Here is a 21905-nt window from a genome sequence, read left to right on the forward strand (position 1 = left end):
AGAGTTAAAATCACTAAAAAAGACATGGAAATTGCCTTTGATTACGAAATAATCACTCCTAGCAACTAAATGACGATATATAATCAAATAGCTCGTTCCATTGGATAATTCGCATAATCAGACCTCAAGCGTGGCACTTTCAGCTTTTTTCTGGCTGAAAGTTTAACGGGAACTATCTCGCTGAAAGTTCGCAACCAGTGGCAGCCACCACTGGTTTGACCAGCATTGCCGCATACGATCATGCTTATTAGCCAAATGACTCATTAGATATTGACTGTCACGTTTGCAAAACCTATAATATAAAAAAAGCAAAGGAGATTGAGGGACCATGAGACACTCTCTAAAAAAACCACTAATCAATTTAACGCTATTTATCGGCTCTTTTATGTTCGTCAGATATTTATTTCAGGAAAAATTCGCTTCATTGTTTTTCACCTATATCGCTCCCATTTATTCACCAGTTAACGGTGACTTTTGGGTATCCCTGATCGTTATCTTACTATTGAGTTTCTTTATGTCCGCCTTCTTTTCACTCATCATCTTCAAGTCCATAAATAAATTAGTTGCTTACACTTTTTACATGGTTTATTTTGTCACTCTCGGCTATTTTCTGTTTTTCAAAAGTGTGGGAGTCAGTGGTTATTCACTTAATCCTTTCAGTTTCGTCGTCGACCTACTAAATGGCGACGGTCGGATTGAAGCTCTTTTTAATGTCATTTATTTTATCCCTCTTGGTTTCTTAATAGGGAAAAAATACCTGCTCTTTTTAATCTCAGTGACGATGACTGAAATTTTACAGCTGACATTTTCTTTAGGCTTCTTTGATTTAGGGGATATCCTCTTAAATTTCAGTGGCTTTTACATAGGGGCCCGCTTTTACCACAGCACCATTAGAAACCTCGTTTTTAACAAACCTACTCCCTGATAACCGGGACAAACTATTGAGAAAAATAACCATAGCATGTTGCGAGCGATTATCAGCTGGTTTTAATCATTTAGGAGACCACTGGATTATTTTACGCCTTCCTTTCATTTGTTATAAGAAAAGCTGAACGAGGCGTGAAGCTGGATCCAAACTAAGAGATAGAGACGTCCGGTAGAGCAAAAAAACGGCTAAAGTTTCCTAGCCGCCCGTAACAAATATTAAAAATGTGGTAAAGTCATCAGGTTATCATGAACGCCGTCGTAATCACAGGAACGGATATATGCGCCCTTGTAAATCGGGTAAACAGCTTCGATAAAGGTCGCTTCCGCTTGGGAAGCAAAATAAAAATATTTTTTCCCCATGCTTAAATACTGAATAACGGTTTTAATTGGTCGAGTCTCGCCAGATGCTAACTTCACTTCAAGAATACTCTCTGTACTTGTTTTATCAGAATTATTTACTCTAATATGTGTGATCTGTTGTATCATAAGCACACCCCTCTAGCAACATTATATGCTAACTTCAAGCAAGGTGTAAATATCACCCCATTAAAAAAAGCATTTTTTTATTTTAGGTGGATTAAATATATCTGCTCTCGCTTTTCAGCTAGCACCTTTAGAACGTTTTGCTACTTTAATTGCACACTAGTTCTTTCCAATGGCTTAGCGTATAATTTAAAAAATAGGATCTCTCAACTACATAAGGATGTGACTAAATGATATTATTAGGTTCTTTAGTAAATGGCTTAGCTATTATATTAGGTAGTTTAGCTGGCTTTGTTTTACGCAATATTTCAGAACAGACAAAAGATTCTGTGACCAAAGGAATTGGTTTAGGCGTGATTGTTTTAGGTATCCAAATGGCTTTTAAAACAACCTCTTTTACCATCATTTTGATCAGTCTTTGTTCGGGAGCCATTATCGGCGAATATTTAAAGATCGAAGATCGTATGAAACAATTCGGCTTATTTCTAGAAAATAACTATTCAAAATCTGATAGTAATTTTGCCGAAGGTTTTGTTACAGCCTCCTTGATTTTTGTCATTGGTTCTATGGGCATTATCGGGGCTATCGAGAGTGGCGTCTCACTCCAACATCAAACCTTGTATACAAAGTCAGTGATGGATGGCTTTATGGCGATCATGTTGACAGCCTCTTTAGGTACTGGCGTCCTCTTTTCAGCCTTTCCAGTTTTTATCTATCAAGGAATGATCACGCTTTTTGCCAGTGTTATTATCCGATACATTCCCCAAGAACTTCTGGATGTTATGATGATTGAAATCAGTTCAATTGGCGGGTTAATGATTTTAGCAATCGGCTTAAATATCACTGAGTTAGCAAAGATCAGAGTTTCGAATTTTTTACCTGGTCTGCTTATTTTAATCATGATCATCGCCTTTAAATTCTATTATTTCTAACCTTTATAGCACACCTCCCCCCCCGTTAATTGGCATCCATCGATGATGCCAACTAACGGCAACGGGTCATGGTCAGTCAATTTATCATAAAAAGTGTACGAAACTTCTCACTTTTGCTACAATTTAATTACTATCTTTAAGGAGTGATCATATGGACATACAACTAGCAACAAAGGAACACCTCTCCCAAATCGAACCTCTTTACCAGGCTTTATTTGCCACTACTGCTGACTTGGAGCCTTACTTTTTTAAAAAAGCTCATCAAGATCAAGCTTTTTTGGAAGCAACTATTGAAAATGACGAATCAGATCTACTTATTGCTGTGATGGACGATCAAATAGTTGGCTTTGCACTGATGCAAATGCAAGAAACACCCCCTTATAATGTCTTTAAAAAGCATAATTTTGCCTATTTAGTAGATCTGATCACGAAACCAACTTACAGAGGCCAAGGCATCGCTTCGACTTTACTAGCAGAATGTGAACGTTGGGCAAAAACAAAAGGAGCAGACTATTTAGAATTAAGTGTGTTGAATAAAAATACCAATGCTTACGATTTATATCTAAAAAAAGGCTTCTCTGAAAAAATAACCACTCTCTACAAACCGATTGATTAAGCAAAGACATGGCAACCGTATAAGTAATGTCCTTTTTATACATTTAAATTTTGTCCAATAGATTAGCGGAGGTATATGATGACACATAATTTTACCGATATTCGGCAAGAAGAAGCCTTCTATCACACCACTCACTATCAAAATTTTACGATCGATTCATTGGATTCTTGGTTAGGATATCCAGTGAAAGGCTTGGTGAATTTAGGCCTGAAACTTGCTGATTCAGCTGAAACTATGTCTTTTTTAGATCTGGGCTGCGGCGTCGGTCGCAATGCGATCCCAATCGTCCAAGCTTCCCGATCAGCGACCTTAAAAATTGACTGCGTAGATATATTACCCACTGCTATTGACCAGTTTTCACAATACGCCCAAGACAACCACTTGTTAAAGTCATTTAATTTTTACACCTCAGATATCTCTGAGTTTGAGTTTGCTAATAAAGCTTATGAGTATATTTTTTCCGTTTCTACTCTTGAACATTTAAAAAATATTGAACAACTAGAAAAAACGTTGACAGCCATAAAAAAAGCCACTAAAAAAGCTGGCTATGTCTATTTAGTCATTAATTCAGCGGTAACTGAAAGACTTATTGAGCAACAACAGGAAATCTCACCTTTTCTTGAAATCAATCTTTCGACTGTCCAGATGATGACCTTGCTAACTTCTGTTTTTAACGATTGGACAATCAAACATTCCGAAACTAAAGACCTAAGCTTTGAAATTGAAAGAAGTATTGGACGTACCGAAATGACAACCAAAGCTATTACCTTTATCGCCCAAAAAAGGCAGTAGTTTTTCAGTCTTTTTTACCACTCTGTGCTAAACTACAAGTATCATTTGAAAGGATGTGATGTTTATGACAGACAAAAATACTACGCAGACGAACAGAGGTTTAGGTCGATAATTCCTTTGGGATGTCTTTAAAATCATCCTATCGACTAATTTATTATTAGGAGAAGTGAATGATGACAATGACGTTTAAAAAAATGGTAAACCCAGATGAAATTGCTGAATTTTGGCGCAGAAAACAAAAATATCACGATAGAGATATCTTTCCCTCTTTATCAGAAGAAGATATCCGCTATTTTAACTCGAAAAAGTATTACGATATCATCATGGATTTGCATCAGACGCCTAAAAATGGCAGTGTTGGCTTACAATTTGTCTTTTTTTATCAGGACTTAACTTATTTAGGCTTTACGATGTACAAAATTTATCCCCAAGAAGATGGGAAAGCCTTTATCCTCGATTATTGTATCGAGCCGTCTTATCGCAATCAAGGTCTAGGGAGCCAGGTGTTTCAAGAATTAGAAAGGTTGCTAACTAGCGAAGGGGCCTTGTTTGTTGAACTTAACAGTGGCGAACCTTCAGAACCTGATGGTCGTTTTTGGGTAAAACAAGGATTTATCCCAAAAGAACGTGACGAGGACGGCGTCATGCTTTATCTCAAATCATCATAAATGACCTTTTTGGCCCCATATTGGATAATTTATTTGGGATTTTATTAGACACACTCACTAACACAGTTAATAATTTTGTTCTCAGGCTCGCTTTAAGTCTGAGAACTATTCTAAGGCTGATAGAGGGTTGTTGCATCACCGTCCTAGGAAATCATTTCCAAGGAGCTGACAAGTGGGTTAAAAGACGCCCTATGCCCATAGCAGATTGAACAATGGTTCATTTCCAGTAAATAAAGAATTATTATCTCAAATATATAAAACTAACCAAATACTTCATGTCTAGTGCCGTTGACTACCTGATCAACCTAGTCAGTCCATGACTCCCAACATAAAAACAGCGCCGAATCCCTAGTTAAAAGGATTGCGGCGCTGTTTAGATGTTAAATATTATTTAACTGCATCTTTCAATGCTTTACCTGGTTTGAATGCAGGTACTTTGCTTGCAGGGATATCAATTTCTTTACCAGTTTGTGGGTTACGACCTTTACGTGCTGCACGATCGCGCACTTCAAAGTTACCAAAACCGATTAATTGAACTTTTTCACCTTCAGCTAAAAATTCTTGGATTGTAGAAAATACTGCGTCTACTGATGCAGTAGCGTCTTTTTTAGTCAAGTTAGTTTTTTCTGCAACTTTTTCGATTAATTCTGCTTTATTTGCCATGTTTGTTTTTCACCTCCTGATAAGAGATTAGATGTTTTACTTATTGACATCTTATTAATCATTTTTGAGTGGTCCAAAAATGATAAATTGAAAAATTGACTTACTCAATATTTCATTATCAAAGATATCATAGGAACGCCGATATATCAAGGCATTTGAGTTTTTTTTATCAAAAATTCGAAAAAACTCATTAAAATACAAAATTCATTGCAGAAATAAAGCAAGTATGTTAAAATGCCTCTTTTCTGCTATTTTCGACGTCTTGCGATTATATGAATAGGTGTTCCTTCAAAGGTAAATGCTTTGCGAATTTGGTTCTCTAAAAATCGTGAATATGAGAAATGCATCAATTCTTCTTCATTGACAAAAACCACAAATGTTGGTGGTTTTACCGCGACTTGAGTCGCATAAAAAATCTTCAATCGTTTGCCTTTATCCGTTGGCGTTGGGTTGATTGCCACAGCATCCATGATGACATCATTTAAGAGGGAAGATGGAATCCGCAAGTTCTGATTCATGCTGACTTTTTCAATCAGATCAGGTATTTGCCCTAAGCGCTGCTTGGTTTTTGCCGAAACAAAAATAATCGGTGCATAGTCCAAATATTTAAATTCTTTGCGAATATCTTCTTCAAATTCCTTCATCGTGTTCGTTTCTTTTTCAATTGCATCCCATTTATTGACAACGATCACGATTCCGCGGCCCGCTTCATGAGCAAAACCAGCAATTCGTTTGTCATATTCACGAATGCCTTCTTCCGCATTGATGACCATTAAGACCACATCTGAGCGATCGATCGCCCGCATCGCCCGCATGACACTGTATTTTTCAGTTGTCTCATAGACTTTTCCTTTTTTGCGCATGCCTGCTGTGTCGATCATCACAAAAGGTTGACCACTTTCTGAAACGAATTCGGTATCGATGGCATCTCGGGTTGTTCCGGCAATATCAGACACAATCACCCGGTCCTCGCCTAACATCGCATTGATAATAGAGGATTTTCCCACATTAGGGCGGCCAATTAGACTAAATTTAATGATGCCGTCATCCTCTTCCTCAATTTCCGTAGAAAAATGCTTAACCGCTTCATCTAAAACATCTCCCAAGCCAATACCATGACTACCAGAAACCGGATAAGGCTCGCCTAGACCTAATGAATAGAACTCAAAAACATCGGCTCGCATCTCAGGATTATCGACTTTATTGACCGCTAAGATCACAGGTTTGCCAGATTTATATAACATCCTGGCGACTAATTCATCGGCATCGGTTACCCCTTCTCGAGCACTCGTTAATAAGATAATAACATCGGCTTCTTCGATAGCAATCTCTGCTTGATATTTAATTTGATCCATAAACGGTTCATCACCTAAGTCGATGCCCCCCGTATCAATAATACTAAATTCTCTACCTAGCCACTCTCCGATGGCGTATAGACGGTCACGAGTCACGCCAGGAGTATCTTCAACGATTGAGATACGTTCACCAGCGATTCGATTAAAAATAGTCGATTTACCGACATTTGGTCGACCGACAATTGCGATTGTTGGATTTGCCACTTGACAATCCCTCCTTTAACTAATTTAGGTCCGCTCTCCAACAACCATCACGGTCAGGCTAACGGACTTCCTTGTACTTATGTGTCCAGCACCTCAGATTCTTACTACAAGCGTAGACAGGAAGTCAAGGAGCCTTCTTCTAAATTCCAAAGCTCTTTAGTAGTTTACCTTATCAAAAGCCTTGAGACAAGTATTATCGCACATAAAATGAGAAAAGCCTCACAGAAAGACTACTTGATCACGGTTAATGTTAAAAAAATAACCGCAGATTAGGTGACATCACTAAGACTAATGTCGCTCTTTCAACTTGAATAAATCCCAGACCCTGATTTTTCACGAGTGGGTGATAAACGCACGCCAGTAAAACTTAAATAATGGCTGATTCAAAGGTGCAGCCACCTTTCACGGATGGCCATCACTACTTTCACCATAAAAAAAGCGTTAAAAACAAAACTTGTTTTTAACGCTTTTTGACTAGTCGTCGTTATCTGTTTCAGAGACACTTTCAAGTTCTTTGCCTAAAATATCACCTAAGGTAAAACCTGTGCTTTCTTCAGGCATAACGTATTCTTCCTCTACCTCAGCAGGCGTTACTTCCTTCTCTTCCAAGGCTTTAATGCTCAAGGCTAGGCGACGATCAATCGGGTGAACTTCCAATACTTTCACCGTAACGGTTTGACCTTCTTCTAACATTTCATGAGGTGTGGCAATGTGTTTATGAGAAATTTGAGAAATATGAACCAATCCTTCGACACCTGGGAAAATTTCCACAAAGGCCCCGAAACTTGTCAAGCGTTTAATAACGCCTGTTAAGATTGAGCCAGCTGGAGCTTTTTCCTCAATGTTATCCCAAGGTCCATCGGTTAAGGCTCTAATGGACAAAGAGACACGCCCTTCGTCAGGCGAAACAGATAAAACCTTAACAGTTACTTCATCGCCAACTGATACGATGTCATGAGGTTTGGCAATATGACTGTGTGACATTTCTGACACATGGACCAAACCATCCACGCCCTCAACTAAATTAACAAAGGCACCGAAATTAGTGATTCGAGCAACTTTCCCTGTCAAAATTTCGCCTTCTTTTACATTAGCCAAGAATTCTTCTTTATTCTTTTTCGCTTCTTCTTGAAGAACCGCTTTATGAGATAAGATTAGACGATTTTCTGATGGTTCAATTTCAATGATTTTAACCGTCATCGTTTTACCTTTGTACTCGTTAAAATCAGAAACAAAATGATTTTCTACCATTGAGGCAGGCACGAATCCTCTAACACCCACATCAACAACTAAGCCGCCTCTAACCACATCTGTTACAAGGGCTTCGATTGTTTCATTATTTTCTAAGCTAGCTTCAATACCAGCCCAGATCTCTCTCGCATCTAAACGACGTTTAGATAAGAGATAACTACCGTTCTCTTTATCTTTCCCAATCGAGGTAATCACTACCACATCAAGAATATCTCCAACTTTCACAATTTCATTTATATCTTCAGTTGGAATAGTAGACAGTTCCTTAAGGGGAACCACACCTTCAACACCTGTGCCAAGAATACTTACGACGGCTTGTCTCTCTTCTAAAGCAAGCACTTCACATTGGACAATATCTCCAACCTTGACCTCTTGGACACTCTCTAATGCATCACGCATAGTTGTCGCAGCGTTATCATTTTCTACTTGATTGTTTTCTACTTCTGTCATGACTAAATGGCCTCCTCACCAACAAAAAAAGTTATCATACACTATTGTAACCCATCTATAACGGGATTTCTAGAGTAAAGACTAAACTTTTTTATTTCACTTTATTTTTTATAATGTTTTTAATGCTTGTCACTACTTCGTTAATCGATAAACCCGTTGTGTCAAGCCTAATCGCATCTTCGGCTTGAACTAACGGTGAATTTTCTCGTGTAGAATCTTTGTAATCACGGGCTTCGATTTCAGCTTTTAAGCTCTCATAATCGGTCATGATGCCTTTAGCTATGTTTTCTTTGTAACGTCTTTCCGCTCGTTCATCCACACTGGCCACCAAAAAAATCTTGACCTCAGCTTGCGGTAAAACAGCTGTGCCGATATCCCGTCCATCCATCACAACGCCACCACTAGTCGCAAGTTGACGCTGACGTCTCACCAACTCCAAGCGAATTTCTTTGTGAGCGGAAACTTGTGATACTAAATTCGTTACATTTGGTTGACGTATAGCCTCAGTGATGTCTCGATCACCCAAAAATACTAACTGTCCATCTGTTCCTTGCTTAAAGGAAATCGTCAATTGACGGACTAGTTCACTTAATTTTTGCTCATCACTTGGATCAACTTGTTGCTCAAGTGATGCGTAAGTGATCGCCCGATACATCGCACCAGTGTCCACATAAATGTAGCCCAAATCTTTGGCTAAAATTTTAGCCACCGTGCTTTTACCTGCAGAAGCAGGTCCATCAATCGCAATACTTATTTTTCCACTCATTATAAAACCCCTTTTTCTTTTAACCATTGGATCACTTCACAAGAAAAAGCTGCCTTACGACAGCTTTTTTTGCTATTTCACTTTTAATTGTTGTCCTACTGAAATATCATTGCCCGTAATACCATTCAAAGCACGCAACTGGTCTTCAGAGATCCCATACTGTATAGAGAGTCTATATATGTTATCACCAGGCTGAACCACATGTACGTCACCGCTAACAGCTTGATTCTGCTGATCTGTCGCTGTATTGTTTGCATTTTGGTCTGTTTGCTGATTTTGTTGAGCAGCTAGCTCAGCTGCCTTGGCTTCGTCGGCAGCTTTCTGAGCGGCAGCCGCTTGTTTTTCTGCCTCTGCTGCTTTTGATGCCTCAAGGGACGAACTGTCGACTGTCGAGTTTGACTCTTTGGTTACAGAGGAACTAGGCGCTGTTGACGTTGAGCTCTTCATCACAATATCGTTCTCTTTTTTCGGCTTAGCATATCGATTTTGGGAAATACTATACATATAAGCCAATATGCCCGCTATGGCCACTAAAAGTACCACTAGTATGGAAATAAATACAGCATTGCTTGACTTTTTAGTTCGTTTATTTGCCCTTGAAGAGGACGTGTCATATTCAGTTTCATAAATGGGCTGTTCCCATGGTTCTTTACGTTCATTATCTTTATTCACGAAAATCCTCCTAATTATTCTTCTGCTAATTATTTTACCACAAACTTGCCTTTGATGCCCTTAATATTCAAAATATGAATAATTTTTTAAGGTTTTCTTGCCAATTTTTAGGTAAACTTAAGTTTCTTTCAGATGTTAAATGGCTTTCAGGCAAGATTTTACCATAGTTTCCACAGTTATCGCAACAAACTTGATTAATTTCTTTCATTTTTTCTGAAAAATACGCTAGCAAGTAAGCTCGTCTACAAGTGGTTAGCTCAATATACATCAGCATCTGCGTCAATTGCTGGCGTTTTTCCTGCTGCTTGACTAACAATGCGGTCACTAACTCCTCCAGGGTGTAATCCTGTCTTAAATAGCCCTCAAACCACTTCTCCTGAAGTTCAGCCAGCTGACCTTTGTGAGCTTGAATAAATTCTGGCGTCTGTTGCTGGAAGGTTGATAATTGCTGGCTGATTTTTGCAAGTTCGGCTTGCATGTGGTAATAAATCTGCTCGTCCCCTTTTTGATATAAAAGGACAGCTAAACTCCGTTTGCCATCTCTACCTGCTCGACCCGACTCCTGTAAATAGGCTTCAACGCTGGCTGGCAAATGATAGTGAACAATAAACCCGACGTTGGCTTTGTTAACCCCCATGCCAAAAGCGCTTGTTGCACAAAGGACGTCTAACTGATCTCCTAAAAACTGTTGTTGGATCAGGGAGCGTTCTTGATTGCTCATATCACCGTGATAAAACGCCACCCGTTTGGAGGTTCTTTGGTTTAGCAATCGTGTCACTTCTTCCGCTCGTTTGCGACTGGCAAAATAAATGATGCCAGGCACGTCCGTCTCCTTTAACAAGGATTCGATATATGTTAGTTTATCCCCAGTTTTCACTACCTCATACGTAATATTCGGACGATTAACTGATTCGCGAATGACCAGCGGTTGCTGATGAACAAACAGCTTTTTGCGGATATCTTCAGCTACTTTTTCAGTTGCGGTGGCTGTTAAAGCCAGTACTTTGGTAATCCTCAATTCCTCTATGACGTCTTGTAGCCGTTCATATTCTGGTCTAAAATCAATGCCCCACTGAGAAATGCAGTGAGCCTCATCAACTACGAATAATGAAATATCCAGCTCTTGCAAACGCTGGCGAACTTTATCTTGCATTAACATCTCTGGACTAAAAAAAACAAATTTATACTGGGCTAAATTGGACAACGCCCACTCTTTTCCCTGATAGTCCAACTGACCATTGATCGCAATACTCCGCTTTTCACCTTGCTGTTTTAACTGTTGAACTTGATCTTCCATCAGCGAAATCAAAGGTGAAACGATAATGGTCGTCCCTTTGAATAGATAGCTAGGCAACTGATAACACAAACTTTTCCCTGTACCCGTTGGCAAAATTGATAAGGTTTCGTCATTCGCTAAAACCGCCTCGACGGTTTCTCTTTGCCCGGCCTTAAACTGACTAAAACCAAAACGCTCTTTTAACAAGGCCTCAATTGTCATAAGTTACCCTCCTCGAAGATGATGAATTTGAAAACAACGAAATGCAAAAAAGCTGATATCGGCAGTTTCTCGTCCCAAATCAGCATAACGCCAATCCCGGACATTTCCTTTAGAAGTTAACAATTGACCTAGTTGCGCCTTTTCAGTTGTTGTCAACACGCGTGAAAAATCAAAGTCTTCTTGGATAATCGCCCATTCAATCAAATGATCACTGACGGTACTTTCTTTCAAGCGACGCTCTTGACAGATTTCAGCGAGACTGAAGCCTTTTTGAAAGAGCTGGTACGTTTTAAAGGCACTCTCATTTACCACCGGTTTGTCTAATCTTTGATAGAGCTCTCCCAAATAAGAAAATCGCTCTGGAAATGTCAGGATCTGGTGAATGCCCAGATGAGAGAGTTGTTTGATGATTAAGGTCATTTCAAAAGGCGCAAGCCCGCTGCTTTCTGCAAGCTGACTAGCGGTCTGGCCAATTTGACCATGACCTGTTAAAAATGCAACTGCAAAAGGGCGTGTCATTTCTGGAAAGGAGGCAATTAATCCTTGCCACTCTTGATAAAAAAGGCGTCCTAGCAATTGGCGATCTTTTGGTAATGTTTGAAACCAGTGGCGAATCACATACTGTTTGTAGCCATTCGTTTCAATTGGTTGATACTGAACATTGTGGTGACAGTATTCTGAAACGACTTGGGTGGCAAACAACACTAATTCCAAGTAGGGCTTATCCACCCGACCATAATAAAAACTGTTTAAGCCAACATGTTCTATCACGGGATTAGACTTCAGATAGTCTTTTCCTTTTTGACTAATTTGAACAATTCCCGGAGCCAGTTCAACGAGCAGATTCTCTCCTATAAGAGTCTGAATGATCGGATTGAGTTGTTCTTCAGTCATCTTGGGAAACAAGGAAAAGTAAGGCAGTACCCCGTAAAAAAAACCATACATTAAAATAGACGTCGTCCGCTTGCCTCGCAATAAATGAGCGAGTGTGGAGTAACGTACCTTGTCACCGTGTTGAAATAAGGATAGAATAAAGCTATCATATTTTTTCATATTAATTACCTCTAGGAGCGATAGAATGATTGTCAATTTATTACCAGAAAAATGTATCGCCTGCGGCCTGTGTCAAGTGCTCGCCCCAGACCTTTTCGATTATACGGATGATGGCATTGTTATTTTTACTGAAGCACCCGCTCAACATCAGTTAACCATCAGCGAGGCTTTAAAGGCGCAAGCTATGGCAGCCTATAAACAATGCCCGACACGAGCGATTGTCATCCCAAAACCTTAACCCTGTTAAGGAGAAGTGGATCCCCCTCTGGAAGATTATGCCAGATTATTTTCATGATACATCTATAAAGTTCCCATTATATAAACATCCTTTACCGTTAAACGTTCAGCCAGAAAAAAGCTGAACGTACCACTCTTGGCGGATGATTATGCGCATTATCCAAGGGAACTATCTGTTTGATTAGTTAACATGAGATATCTAGCTTAATTTTAACAGAATAACCAGCCGTTCGCCAAAGAAAAAAGAGTGGGAAAGATATTCTCACGAATACCTGCCCCACTTATTCTTAGTATGTGTTACGACTCATAGCATTAATTAGCCCCTTTAGTCTGATGGCCCACAATGCCTTCTTTTTTCGACAACCAAGGTAATAATTTGGCATGCACTCCCAAAAAGACGGTACTGATGATGGCCCCTTTAATAAGGTTAAACGGCACAACTACGGTCACAATATATTTCGTATAGGCCATGCCTACGTCAAAATTCATGACTTTTAAATACAGTGGCAAAGTGACAAAATAGTTCATAACTGACATGACAACTGTCAGACTAAGTACACCGACGGCTAACCCACTGATTAAACTAAACTTGGAACGACTCTTCTTCGTAATAAAGTAAACTGGTAACACGAAAGCCACAGAGGCAACAAAACTTGTCACATCACCGATCAAATTGGCAACATCACCGCCAGTGGTCACAAAATGAATCACTGAACGCAGAAAAGCTGTTGTAATACCGGCGATCGGCCCAAATAAGTAGGTCCCAATCAAAATGGGAATGTCGCTAAAGTCCACCTTCATATACGGAAACAGTGGAATAACTGGAAAAGCTAAAAACATTAGCAAATACCCGATGGCAGCCAACATGGCCACCCCTACCATTTTTTGTGTCTTACTTCTTCTCATCCTAATTCCTCCTCGAATCGCTTAACGGGTTTCCCTCGTAAAGCTGATTAAGGATTCACCTGCAGGCAAGCCCAATCAATGAATGGCTTCACTTCACTTTTATTGTGAAAAACAAAACAAAAAGCTATTTTCTACATGTGGGCAGAAAATAGCAAATAGTCTTATTTGAAGCTTTCATCAAATAAGCTCTATCTTCTCTTATCCAGACTATACTGTCGGTATTGGAATTTCACCAATTCAGCCATTTCAAGCAATCACTTGAAACAGGTCGTGGACTATCACCACCGGTCGGGAATTGCACCCTGCCCTGAAGACGAACCTTAAATATTTTATTGTTCACCATTATTATACTCAAGTTTAACAAAAATACAATAGTTTTGCCTGATCAAATTAAAAAAATCACAAAAAGAGTGGCAAAAAAAAGAATTAGGGCTCAACTCGAGGCTCTGAATTAAAGCGATACCCTCTTTTCCACTCCGTTTGAATCGCAACCGCTGCAACAGAAGAATATTCGTTTAACTTATGACGCAATTTGCGAATATGAACATCCACCGTTCGTTCCTCACCTAAAAAAGCATAGCCCCAAACACCTTGTAATAATTCTTGACGGGAAATCACTTGATCAGCATGCTCAACAAAATAACGCAGCAACTGAAACTCGCGCGGGGTCAAATTAACTTTTTTTTGATCAATGGAGACTTGCCGATTGTTCAAATCCAATGACAAAAAAGAAAAGACATAAACATCTCCCACTTTCTTAAAGGGCGACGGTTGGTAAAAATAGGTTAATAATCGTTGGATTCGCAAGACCACCTCCCGTGGGCTAAAAGGCTTGACAACATAGTCAGCGACGCCGATTTCAAACCCGTGGATCCGATGAGCATCATGAGACAAACTCGATAATACCAGAATTGGGACATCAGAAATAGCCTTGACTGCTTGAATAAAAGCAAAATCAGCTTCTTCCCCGATATGAGCTTCAGCGACGACTAGCTGGATGCTATGCTTCTTAAAGAGGAATAAACCCTCACGACCACTTGCCGCAGTCATGACGGTTAACTCTTCTTTCACTAGCTGTTCTTGAAGCATTGCGGTGATGCGTTTATCTGGCTCTACAATTAAAATTGTTGTTAAGGTCATGTCAGTCTCTCCCATTACCACTTAATAATCAGCTATTTGGCTAGTTCTAAAATAGCATTTACTTCACGTCTGCTTAGGGAACGGTATTGACCAGGTTTTAAACCGTCTAACGTTAAATTACCGTAAAGTTCACGTTTCAACTTGGTCACAGGGAAACCAACCGCCTCAAGCATCTTTTTAACTTGATGATTACGCCCTTCGTGAATCACTAATTCAACAATTGCTGTTTGCTTAATATTATCCGTCGATAAAATTTTAAATGCGGCCGGCGCTGTCTTGCGGCCATCAATTTTCACACCTTGGGTTAAGGGTTTTAAATCTTTGGGAAAGGGAACCCCCATCACTTTCGCCACATAAGTTTTATTCACTTCGTGTTTTGGGTGAGTTAATTTATTAGCAAAATCCCCATCATTCGTCAATAAAAGCAAGCCTGATGTATCATAATCCAAACGGCCAACAGGATAAATTCGTTCTCTAACCCCGACCAAATAGTCCGTTACAACCTCTCGACCTTTGTCATCTGACACAGCTGAAATGACGCCTCGAGGTTTGTAAAACAAGTAATAGACGTAGTCCTCTTGAGTGATCGGCACGCCGTTCACTTCAATTTTATCACTGGCTGACACTTTGATTCCCATCTCAGTCACTTTTTTTCCATTTACTTTAACATGTCCAGCACTGATTAATTCTTCTGATTTCCTTCTCGAAGCAATACCGCTTTGAGCTAAGACCTTTTGTAGTCTTTCCATTTATCCATTCTCCTCTGTTGGCTCTTGACTTTCCGGGCCAATCATCTCTTCTTTAAAATTGGCAAAAAATAAATCGCTTGGAATTTCACGATCAATTTCCGCCTCCATCTCGGCAATCGACGGCAAATCTTCAATGGTTTCTAAGCCAAAGTAATTCATAAAATAATTAGTCGTACCATATAAAATTGGGCGACCAGGTCCGTCCACTCGACCTTTCTCTTCGATCAATTGTCTTGCGGACAACTTTTGAACAGAACCTGCCGATTGAACACCCCGTATTTCATCAATCTTTAGCCGGGTAATCGGTTGTTTATACGCCACAATTGATAGTGTCTCTAAGGCAGCTTGAGAAAGCGTATTAGACAAGGGGGACTGAGCGTAATTTTTAATGATATCCGCATATTCGCGTTTAGTCGTTAAAATGAAGTGGTTGCCCACTTCCAATATGTGAATAGCGATATCATCATTTGCTAGATACCGCTGTTTCAACTCTTCTAGTGAGTCAAATATTTTTGCCGTTGGCTCATCGATTAAAAAAGACAGTTCGTCAAGAGAAATCCCCTCATCTCCTGCCACAAATAAAAGAGCTTCTATTTGACCTGTAATCTTCATTCTTCATCCTGCTCCAGTTCTTCTTCAATTTCTCGGTTATATAAGTAAATCGGATCATAATTTTCAGGCTGTCTTGCTACAATCTGCCGTGATTTAACTAATTCCAGTAACGCCATAAAAGTCGTCACAATTTCACTTTTGGAAAACGTCACAAATAATGATTCAAAAGGGACGCCTTGAGTTAAAGGCAAATTTTTCATCAGGCCTGAAATAAAGGCAATCTTCTGTTCAATTGTATTATGATCATGGGTAATCGTGGTTTCTTTTGGCCCATCACTTTTTCGCCGTTGTAAAATATCATGAAATGCTAAGAACAAATCAATTTGATTGATCTCATTTGGATCCAAAGGCGGGATATCATCTTTGTATTCATCTAAATTAGACGGTTCTTTCGTGAAATAATTGCCACGATCTTCTTCTTTTTCTTTCAAAATGGTAGCCGCGTATTTAAATTTACGATACTCCAATAACTGGGCAACAAGTGCGGCACGTGGATCATCGCCCTCTTCATTTTCGTCTTCATCAAGCTCCAATTCCTGCTTAGGCAATAACATCTTACTTTTAATCGCCATTAAGGTGGCCGCCATCACAATATACTCACCAGCGACGTCTAATTGCAAGGTGCTCATCGTTTTAATATAGCCCATGTATTGGGAGGTGATTTGCGAAATAGGAATATCATAAATATCGATTTCCAACGTTTTAATCAAGTGAAGCAGTAAATCTAAGGGACCTTCAAACACTGCTAATTTGACATTTAATTCAGTCATCTATGGAACTCCTTTACGCCATTCTCTAGACATAAGTATACAACTTTAGTTACTTGGTTAATGATTCCCCCGAACAGGTGAACTTTCCGAAAACTTATTATAGCATATTTAAGCCTTGATGGTTAGCTGTTTTTTTGTCATTAAGCTCGTGGAAAGTGGTCTTTATAAACATCAGCCATCCGTTGTTTGGTTATATGGGTATAGATTTGAGTGGTTGAAATATCGGTATGTCCCAATAATTCCTGAACGACTCGTAAATCTGCGCCATTTTCCAATAGATGAGTCGCAAAACTATGACGCAATGTATGAGGGGTCACAGGCTTTTTTATGCCTGCTTGCCTCACATAAACCTTTAGATTCTTCCAGATTCCTTGTCGACTAAAGCCTTGTCCATGATGATTGAGAAACAAGTAAGGAACTTCCTGTTTCGGATTGGCCAATTGGGGACGACTTCTTTCCATGTATATATTGATCCACTTAATTGCCATGTCTCCTAAAGGGATAATTCGTTCTTTGTCTCCTTTACCGACCGTTTGAATCAAACCTAAAGATAAATGCAAATCCCCTAACTTCAAAGAAATTAATTCCGTCACTCGCAGTCCCGTAGCGTACATCACTTCAAGGATCGCTCGGTCACGTATACCATATTTATCAACAGGATTTGGGGTTTCGATCAACTTGACGACTTCTTTTAAAGACAATGTTTTTGGCAATTTTTGAGCCTTCTTAGGCGTTTCAATGTGTTGCATTGGATTATTTTCGGTGTAGCGCTCCTGCCTCAAAAACTGATGAAATTTTCGTAAGCTAGAGATCATTCGCGTAATCGTAGCCGAGCTTTTCCCCTCTTCTGATAACTGCTTTAAAAAAGCCATCACCAAGTATCGGTCGATGTCTTCCCAAGTTTGCACCTTGTTCTCAGCTAAAAACTTTATATATTGAATCAAATCACGGCGATAGCTGACAACTGTATTATCAGAAAGACCTCTTTCAACCTTTAAATAGTGAATGTAATCATTTAAATCATCATTCATGATCATTTTTCCTCTCTTCTGCTAACCCACATCATAACAAAAAACCTCATCGGCGTATACGACGATCGTCATGTTACTGCGAACAAGTCGTCAATCGCCTTATCCGAATTAGGTACACCCGCCTGTCAGTCTTTAGGGCTATGATTGCAGGCTCCGATAAATGCCCGTAAAGGTTTCACTGACGCTTTGCTTCATTCGGATGAATTGATAAATACCTGAACTTTGGACGCGCTGATTAGCCGCTTGTCTTGAAATCCCCAATTCCTTGGCCAACTCACTTTGTAAAATCTGGTCGCTGTGGCCATTGGCCAATAAACTAATCTTAACTAACTCCCGTTGACTATCGCGCCAGCGATTTTCAACAAAGTCACATAATTTTAAACTATCATTTAATAATTGAAATTCACTCCCATCACCACCAGCACTTAACAATATCCGAGATAATTGGGAAGCATTTTCTTCTAACACACGAGTAATAGCTCCTTGAGCATGCCAAAAAGCTGGGCCATCGACGTCACTAACTTTCCGCCCCTTCACAGCTGTTTCAATAGTACCCAAACCAACACCAAACCGAAATTCTAGCGGATAGAGTGAAAATTTTATTTTATCAATTATTTCAAACAAGTCCTCTGTTTTTTTAAAGACTCCCTGAAATTCCGCTACGGTTGTCATTGCTAAATTGACTGCTAAACTACTTTGATAATCACGGTTCATCTGATCCAGAACCTCATTTAAGGACTTCCTATTTTTGAGAATTTCCTGCTGATCCCCTTGAATAACCGCTCCGATTAATGCAACATACATACGTGTTCCTCCTGGAATTAATACTATACAGTCTATACAGAAAGCTCTGGATTGTCAAGGTTATAACCGTCAGCAAAACAGCACTTGTGGACACTCCCTGATTTGTTCCAACAAAAAACAAGCAAGTTTAAAACCTTGCTTGCCAATTAGAAGCTTAGCTGCTTTTTTTGTTTTGGCAGTTACTGCAAACCCCGTGAAAGGTCAGTCGATGATCTTTTACAAGAAAGCGAAAACGTTTCTCAATTATTTTTTCTACATCGACCAATAAATCTTCTTCAACCTCTTCAATGCCGCCACACTCCAAGCAAAGTAAATGATGATGAAAATGTTGCGCCCCTTCTTTTCGCATATCATATCGGGAAACGCCATCGTTAAAACTGATCTTATCCACTACTTTTAACTCCGTCAACATTTCCAACGTCCGATAAACTGTCGCCAATCCAATGTCTGGACTCTTCTGTTTCACTAGCATGTATATTTCTTCCGCCGACAAATGATCTTTATCATTCTCAAGTAATACCAAGACTGTCGCTTCTCGCTGGGGAGTTAGTTTGAAACCACCGTCGTGTAGCTGTTTTCTGATTTTACTTAGCATTGATCCTGTGTCCATAACATAACCCCTTATTTGTAATCATTATAAAAAAGGTAGCAGAACTACCTTTTCTGTTTAAACTAATTATAATGTAAAGAGACTTTTTTTGCAATGATTCTCAATTAGAAATCGAAAGAATTCCGACTTGTTGCCCTTTTTCGACAGCTGCCACACGCGAGTTGACAGCAAATTTGCGATAAATATTTAAAATATGGGTTTTTACTGTGGCTTCCGATATAAACAAGACCTGGGCAATCTCCTTCGTGGAGAAGCCCTTAGCGATTTCCACTAAAACGTCTATTTCACGCTCAGTCAATGAATGAGAGGAAACCAATTGCCAGGAATCCACGATGGTTTGATGGAAGTTAGCTTCGACTCCTTCAAAGGATTGCTGAATCAGCTGGTACTTTTCTTGAAACAGTTCTTTTAAGGTTGCCCGCTCCAGATAAAATGGTTGTCTAATATCATCATCACAGGCGTAATAAATCGCCTCACGATACAAATCTTGCGCTTCTTTCAACCGCTCTGGCTTGCCCAGAAGTCCCCGAATTTTGATGAGATTCCCTTCAACGACCATCAAGGGAACTCGCCCTTTACGACTTGCCAAAAGAGTGGGCTCAATCAGGCGATCAGCTTCCTCTCCCCGCCCCTCCTTTTGCAATAAGCGTATGTATAGAAAGCGGGCCCCTCTTAGATAGCCATCAGAGGCTTCATATTTTTCTTTGAACGCCTGTTGAAGCTGATGAGATAATTGATTGGCATCCAACGCATAGGTCAACAAATTGGCAATCGGCAATAACTCCACAAAAATATCTGTTTGTAATAATTGAGATAAGCCTTCCCAAGCTAGTGCTGATTCCCCATTCAAATACCAATATTCAACGCAATTATACAAATAGGCTTCCTCATGAACCGCGATTGTTTTCAGTTGACTAACATCATCAAGTTCTTGTTTCGCCTTCACTAAATCGAGCTGCTTCAAATAGGTTCCGGTAATACTAATGTGGTAGCTCAAGTCAAAAAAAGGAGACATCTGGTTTAGTGAATCGGACTCTTCCAGTAAGGTTTTTATTTTTTTATACACATAAAGGCATTCGTTAAAATAACCCATCTCCTCCAATAATTGAGCCTCTATATTTAAATTATAAAAGGTCAGATAGTCACTATTCAAGGCCATCGTCAATTTTTGATTGTAACGGATTTGTTCTAGCCCTTCCCGATAGCGGCACTGATGAAACAAAACTGTGACATTTTTAATCATCATTAATGCTTTTGTGGTCTCACTTGACCGCAATTGTTGAATCTGTGCGCTGCTTAAGGTCGCCATATCAAATACGACCTGCCGCTCCCCCATTAAATATTCCATTCCGTGAAAAAGTTCAAATTCAGAATTATGAGGAATTTGATTAATGGCTAGTTGATACAAGCGCTGACCTTCTGCTAGTTCAGAATTAGTATAGTGAAAGAAAAACTTTTGTAAGGTAAAGTCAAAATTGGTGATGGCGGCCGAATTGGGGACCTGATTCATAAAAAACAGCATTTTTATCGGCTGTTGATGGGCTAAAATCAGCGTCATGGCCACTTCATAATCCGCTAGCTTCAAGGCGAGTTTAATCGCTTCGTCCATGTCCCCGATTTCCTCAAAAACGGTGATCCCCACTCGTAAGACTTGTTCAGAAGGTGGAGGCTGTTGCAAGAGAAATTCTTCTAACAGGTGATGATAGCGATAGAGTTGTTGATGATGATCAACAATTTGAATCATCATATGGTAACGCTCAAGTTGTTCTAACCAGTCCTCAAATCGCTGTTGAGGAAATAATTCTTCGACCAATTCCCGATTAAAATAAGAAAACTGCACCGTCACAATTAAAAAGTTTTGCAACTCTTGAGGTAAGGCTTGATACATCTCACGCCTTAAATAATCGTATACAAGTCCTTTATCTCCCGTTACCATTAGGCCTTGGCTGGTTGTCCCTGAATCAGCTAATAACAGCTGCAAGCCGCCAATCCACCCTTCTGAAAAAGCCCAATAATCTTGTTTGACTTCTGGTGTCAGTTGTGGAGTGACCATCTCCATAAACAGCCCGGCTTCACCTTCCGTAAAAGCTAAGCTTTCTTGCTTAATTTCCAATAGTTGATTAGCCATTTGCCACTGAGCTAAATAAAATGGGATCGGTTGACGGCTTAACAAAATCAAGTGAACTGATTCCGGTAAAGCCCCAGCAAAAAATTCGATATCGGCTAACAATAGCTGATCTTGAATCAAATGGACATCATCCAAGACGACATAGACGAGAACATCTTGTAACTGATTAACTAGTACTGCCAGCCATTCTCGAGTGTCAAGTTGCGAAAATTGAGTTTGCACCAACTCAAAATCGACAGAAGATTCCCAGCGAAAAAACGGTCGAAAGCCCTCCAGCAAATAGCTCCAAAAAAGAGCAGCATCATTGCAATCAGCCGATAAGTTTAACCAAATTAATGGCTTCGCTAAATCATCAAAGTAAGCAGCCACTAACATCGATTTACCCGATCCAGGACTAGCCACTACAGTGGTCAACTTAACATGGTCTATCCCTGTTAAAAGCTGACGTAACCGAGGCCGTTCCAAATAATTGGGGGTTACATGAGGTTTTCTTAATTTTGTTGATAATAATATGGCCACTTGCTTCTCCTCACTTTCCCCAATTAACAATGGATTTCCTTTTAATTGTATAACGACTCACAGTGAATG

The 21905-nt window shown here is 39.6% G+C and carries 23 protein-coding genes and 1 riboswitch; of the genes, 6 read left to right on the plus strand and 17 right to left on the minus strand.

Going from position 1 to position 21905, the window contains the following annotated elements:
• Nucleotides 1–328 precede the first annotated feature (328 nt).
• Entirely contained in the window at nucleotides 329–925 is a 597-nt protein-coding gene (locus tag I6N95_RS06285; RefSeq protein WP_209525751.1) for a VanZ family protein, read from the plus strand.
• A 218-nt stretch (nucleotides 926–1143) separates the two neighbouring features.
• Here I6N95_RS06285 and I6N95_RS06290 read toward each other — a convergent pair whose 3' ends face one another.
• Nucleotides 1144–1413 carry a DUF3892 domain-containing protein gene (locus I6N95_RS06290; protein WP_209525754.1) on the minus strand — a complete coding sequence of 90 codons (270 nt, stop codon included), beginning with the start codon at nucleotides 1411–1413 and terminating at the stop codon, nucleotides 1144–1146.
• A 227-nt stretch (nucleotides 1414–1640) separates the two neighbouring features.
• Between I6N95_RS06290 and I6N95_RS06295 the strand changes: the two genes are divergently transcribed.
• The 4 genes from I6N95_RS06295 (at nucleotide 1641) to I6N95_RS06310 (ending at nucleotide 4418) form a co-directional block, all read left to right on the plus strand.
• Nucleotides 1641–2342: a DUF554 domain-containing protein gene (locus tag I6N95_RS06295; RefSeq protein WP_209525756.1), complete on the plus strand. Its 702-nt coding sequence runs from the start codon at nucleotides 1641–1643 to the stop codon at nucleotides 2340–2342.
• Between the two features lie 151 nt (nucleotides 2343–2493).
• On the plus strand, nucleotides 2494–2958 hold the full coding sequence (locus I6N95_RS06300) for a GNAT family N-acetyltransferase (protein WP_209525758.1): 465 nt from the start codon (nucleotides 2494–2496) through the stop codon (nucleotides 2956–2958).
• A 78-nt stretch (nucleotides 2959–3036) separates the two neighbouring features.
• Nucleotides 3037–3750, plus strand: a complete 714-nt coding sequence (locus tag I6N95_RS06305) for a class I SAM-dependent methyltransferase (protein WP_209525760.1) — start codon at nucleotides 3037–3039, stop codon at nucleotides 3748–3750.
• A gap of 173 nt (nucleotides 3751–3923) precedes the next feature.
• Entirely contained in the window at nucleotides 3924–4418 is a 495-nt protein-coding gene (locus I6N95_RS06310; RefSeq protein ID WP_209525762.1) for a GNAT family N-acetyltransferase, read from the plus strand.
• A gap of 387 nt (nucleotides 4419–4805) precedes the next feature.
• On the opposite strand, the gene I6N95_RS06315 is transcribed toward I6N95_RS06310, so the two are convergent.
• The 7 genes from I6N95_RS06315 to I6N95_RS06345 all read right to left on the minus strand — a co-directional run bounded on the left by I6N95_RS06315 (nucleotide 4806) and on the right by I6N95_RS06345 (nucleotide 12330).
• Complete coding sequence (locus I6N95_RS06315; protein ID WP_209525764.1) at nucleotides 4806–5081, minus strand: HU family DNA-binding protein; 276 nt, start codon at nucleotides 5079–5081, stop codon at nucleotides 4806–4808.
• Nucleotides 5082–5329: 248 nt separating this feature from the next.
• Nucleotides 5330–6640 carry a ribosome biogenesis GTPase Der gene (gene der / locus I6N95_RS06320; protein ID WP_209525766.1) on the minus strand — a complete coding sequence of 437 codons (1311 nt, stop codon included), beginning with the start codon at nucleotides 6638–6640 and terminating at the stop codon, nucleotides 5330–5332.
• A gap of 474 nt (nucleotides 6641–7114) precedes the next feature.
• The gene (rpsA, locus tag I6N95_RS06325) at nucleotides 7115–8341 is read right to left on the minus strand and encodes a 30S ribosomal protein S1 (protein ID WP_209525768.1); all 1227 of its coding nucleotides are present in this window, start codon (nucleotides 8339–8341) and stop codon (nucleotides 7115–7117) included.
• A 91-nt stretch (nucleotides 8342–8432) separates the two neighbouring features.
• Nucleotides 8433–9107, minus strand: a complete 675-nt coding sequence (gene cmk, locus I6N95_RS06330) for a (d)CMP kinase (protein WP_209525771.1) — start codon at nucleotides 9105–9107, stop codon at nucleotides 8433–8435.
• 72 nt (nucleotides 9108–9179) lie between these two features.
• Nucleotides 9180–9779 (minus strand): LysM peptidoglycan-binding domain-containing protein, encoded by a 600-nt coding sequence (locus I6N95_RS27660; protein WP_209525773.1) that lies wholly within the window; start codon nucleotides 9777–9779, stop codon nucleotides 9180–9182.
• Nucleotides 9780–9846: 67 nt separating this feature from the next.
• Nucleotides 9847–11277 (minus strand): RecQ family ATP-dependent DNA helicase, encoded by a 1431-nt coding sequence (locus I6N95_RS06340; protein WP_209525775.1) that lies wholly within the window; start codon nucleotides 11275–11277, stop codon nucleotides 9847–9849.
• A gap of 3 nt (nucleotides 11278–11280) precedes the next feature.
• Entirely contained in the window at nucleotides 11281–12330 is a 1050-nt protein-coding gene (locus I6N95_RS06345) for a YpbB family protein (protein WP_209525777.1), read from the minus strand.
• A 25-nt stretch (nucleotides 12331–12355) separates the two neighbouring features.
• Between I6N95_RS06345 and I6N95_RS06350 the strand changes: the two genes are divergently transcribed.
• Nucleotides 12356–12568 (plus strand): ferredoxin, encoded by a 213-nt coding sequence (locus I6N95_RS06350; protein ID WP_209525779.1) that lies wholly within the window; start codon nucleotides 12356–12358, stop codon nucleotides 12566–12568.
• 311 nt (nucleotides 12569–12879) lie between these two features.
• Here the strand turns inward: I6N95_RS06350 and I6N95_RS06355 are convergent, their stop codons facing one another.
• From I6N95_RS06355 to I6N95_RS27665, 9 genes are all read right to left on the minus strand, one after another.
• On the minus strand, nucleotides 12880–13473 hold the full coding sequence (locus I6N95_RS06355; RefSeq protein WP_209525782.1) for an ECF transporter S component: 594 nt from the start codon (nucleotides 13471–13473) through the stop codon (nucleotides 12880–12882).
• 186 nt (nucleotides 13474–13659) lie between these two features.
• Nucleotides 13660–13792, minus strand: a riboswitch (FMN riboswitch).
• Between the two features lie 107 nt (nucleotides 13793–13899).
• Complete coding sequence (locus tag I6N95_RS06360; RefSeq protein ID WP_209525784.1) at nucleotides 13900–14613, minus strand: response regulator transcription factor; 714 nt, start codon at nucleotides 14611–14613, stop codon at nucleotides 13900–13902.
• A gap of 32 nt (nucleotides 14614–14645) precedes the next feature.
• A complete protein-coding gene (locus tag I6N95_RS06365) occupies nucleotides 14646–15362 on the minus strand; it encodes a pseudouridine synthase (RefSeq protein ID WP_209525787.1) in 717 nt (238 codons plus the stop codon).
• The gene (scpB, locus tag I6N95_RS06370) at nucleotides 15363–15974 is read right to left on the minus strand and encodes an SMC-Scp complex subunit ScpB (protein WP_209525789.1); all 612 of its coding nucleotides are present in this window, start codon (nucleotides 15972–15974) and stop codon (nucleotides 15363–15365) included.
• Nucleotides 15971–16744, minus strand: coding sequence for a segregation/condensation protein A (locus I6N95_RS06375; RefSeq protein ID WP_209525791.1), 774 nt, complete (start codon nucleotides 16742–16744; stop codon nucleotides 15971–15973). Before I6N95_RS06375 ends, scpB begins: the two co-directional genes overlap by 4 nt.
• Before the next feature lie 140 nt (nucleotides 16745–16884).
• Nucleotides 16885–17775, minus strand: a complete 891-nt coding sequence (gene xerD / locus I6N95_RS06380; protein WP_209525793.1) for a site-specific tyrosine recombinase XerD — start codon at nucleotides 17773–17775, stop codon at nucleotides 16885–16887.
• 138 nt (nucleotides 17776–17913) lie between these two features.
• Complete coding sequence (locus I6N95_RS06385) at nucleotides 17914–18579, minus strand: SatD family protein (RefSeq protein WP_209525795.1); 666 nt, start codon at nucleotides 18577–18579, stop codon at nucleotides 17914–17916.
• A gap of 154 nt (nucleotides 18580–18733) precedes the next feature.
• A complete protein-coding gene (gene fur, locus I6N95_RS06390; RefSeq protein WP_209525797.1) occupies nucleotides 18734–19189 on the minus strand; it encodes a ferric iron uptake transcriptional regulator in 456 nt (151 codons plus the stop codon).
• A 100-nt stretch (nucleotides 19190–19289) separates the two neighbouring features.
• On the minus strand, nucleotides 19290–21836 hold the full coding sequence (locus I6N95_RS27665; protein ID WP_347340535.1) for a LuxR C-terminal-related transcriptional regulator: 2547 nt from the start codon (nucleotides 21834–21836) through the stop codon (nucleotides 19290–19292).
• Between the last annotated feature and the right edge of the window lie 69 nt (nucleotides 21837–21905).

It is taken from the genome of Vagococcus allomyrinae, from assembly GCF_017829975.1.
GTDB lineage: Bacteria > Bacillota > Bacilli > Lactobacillales > Vagococcaceae > Vagococcus_D > Vagococcus_D allomyrinae.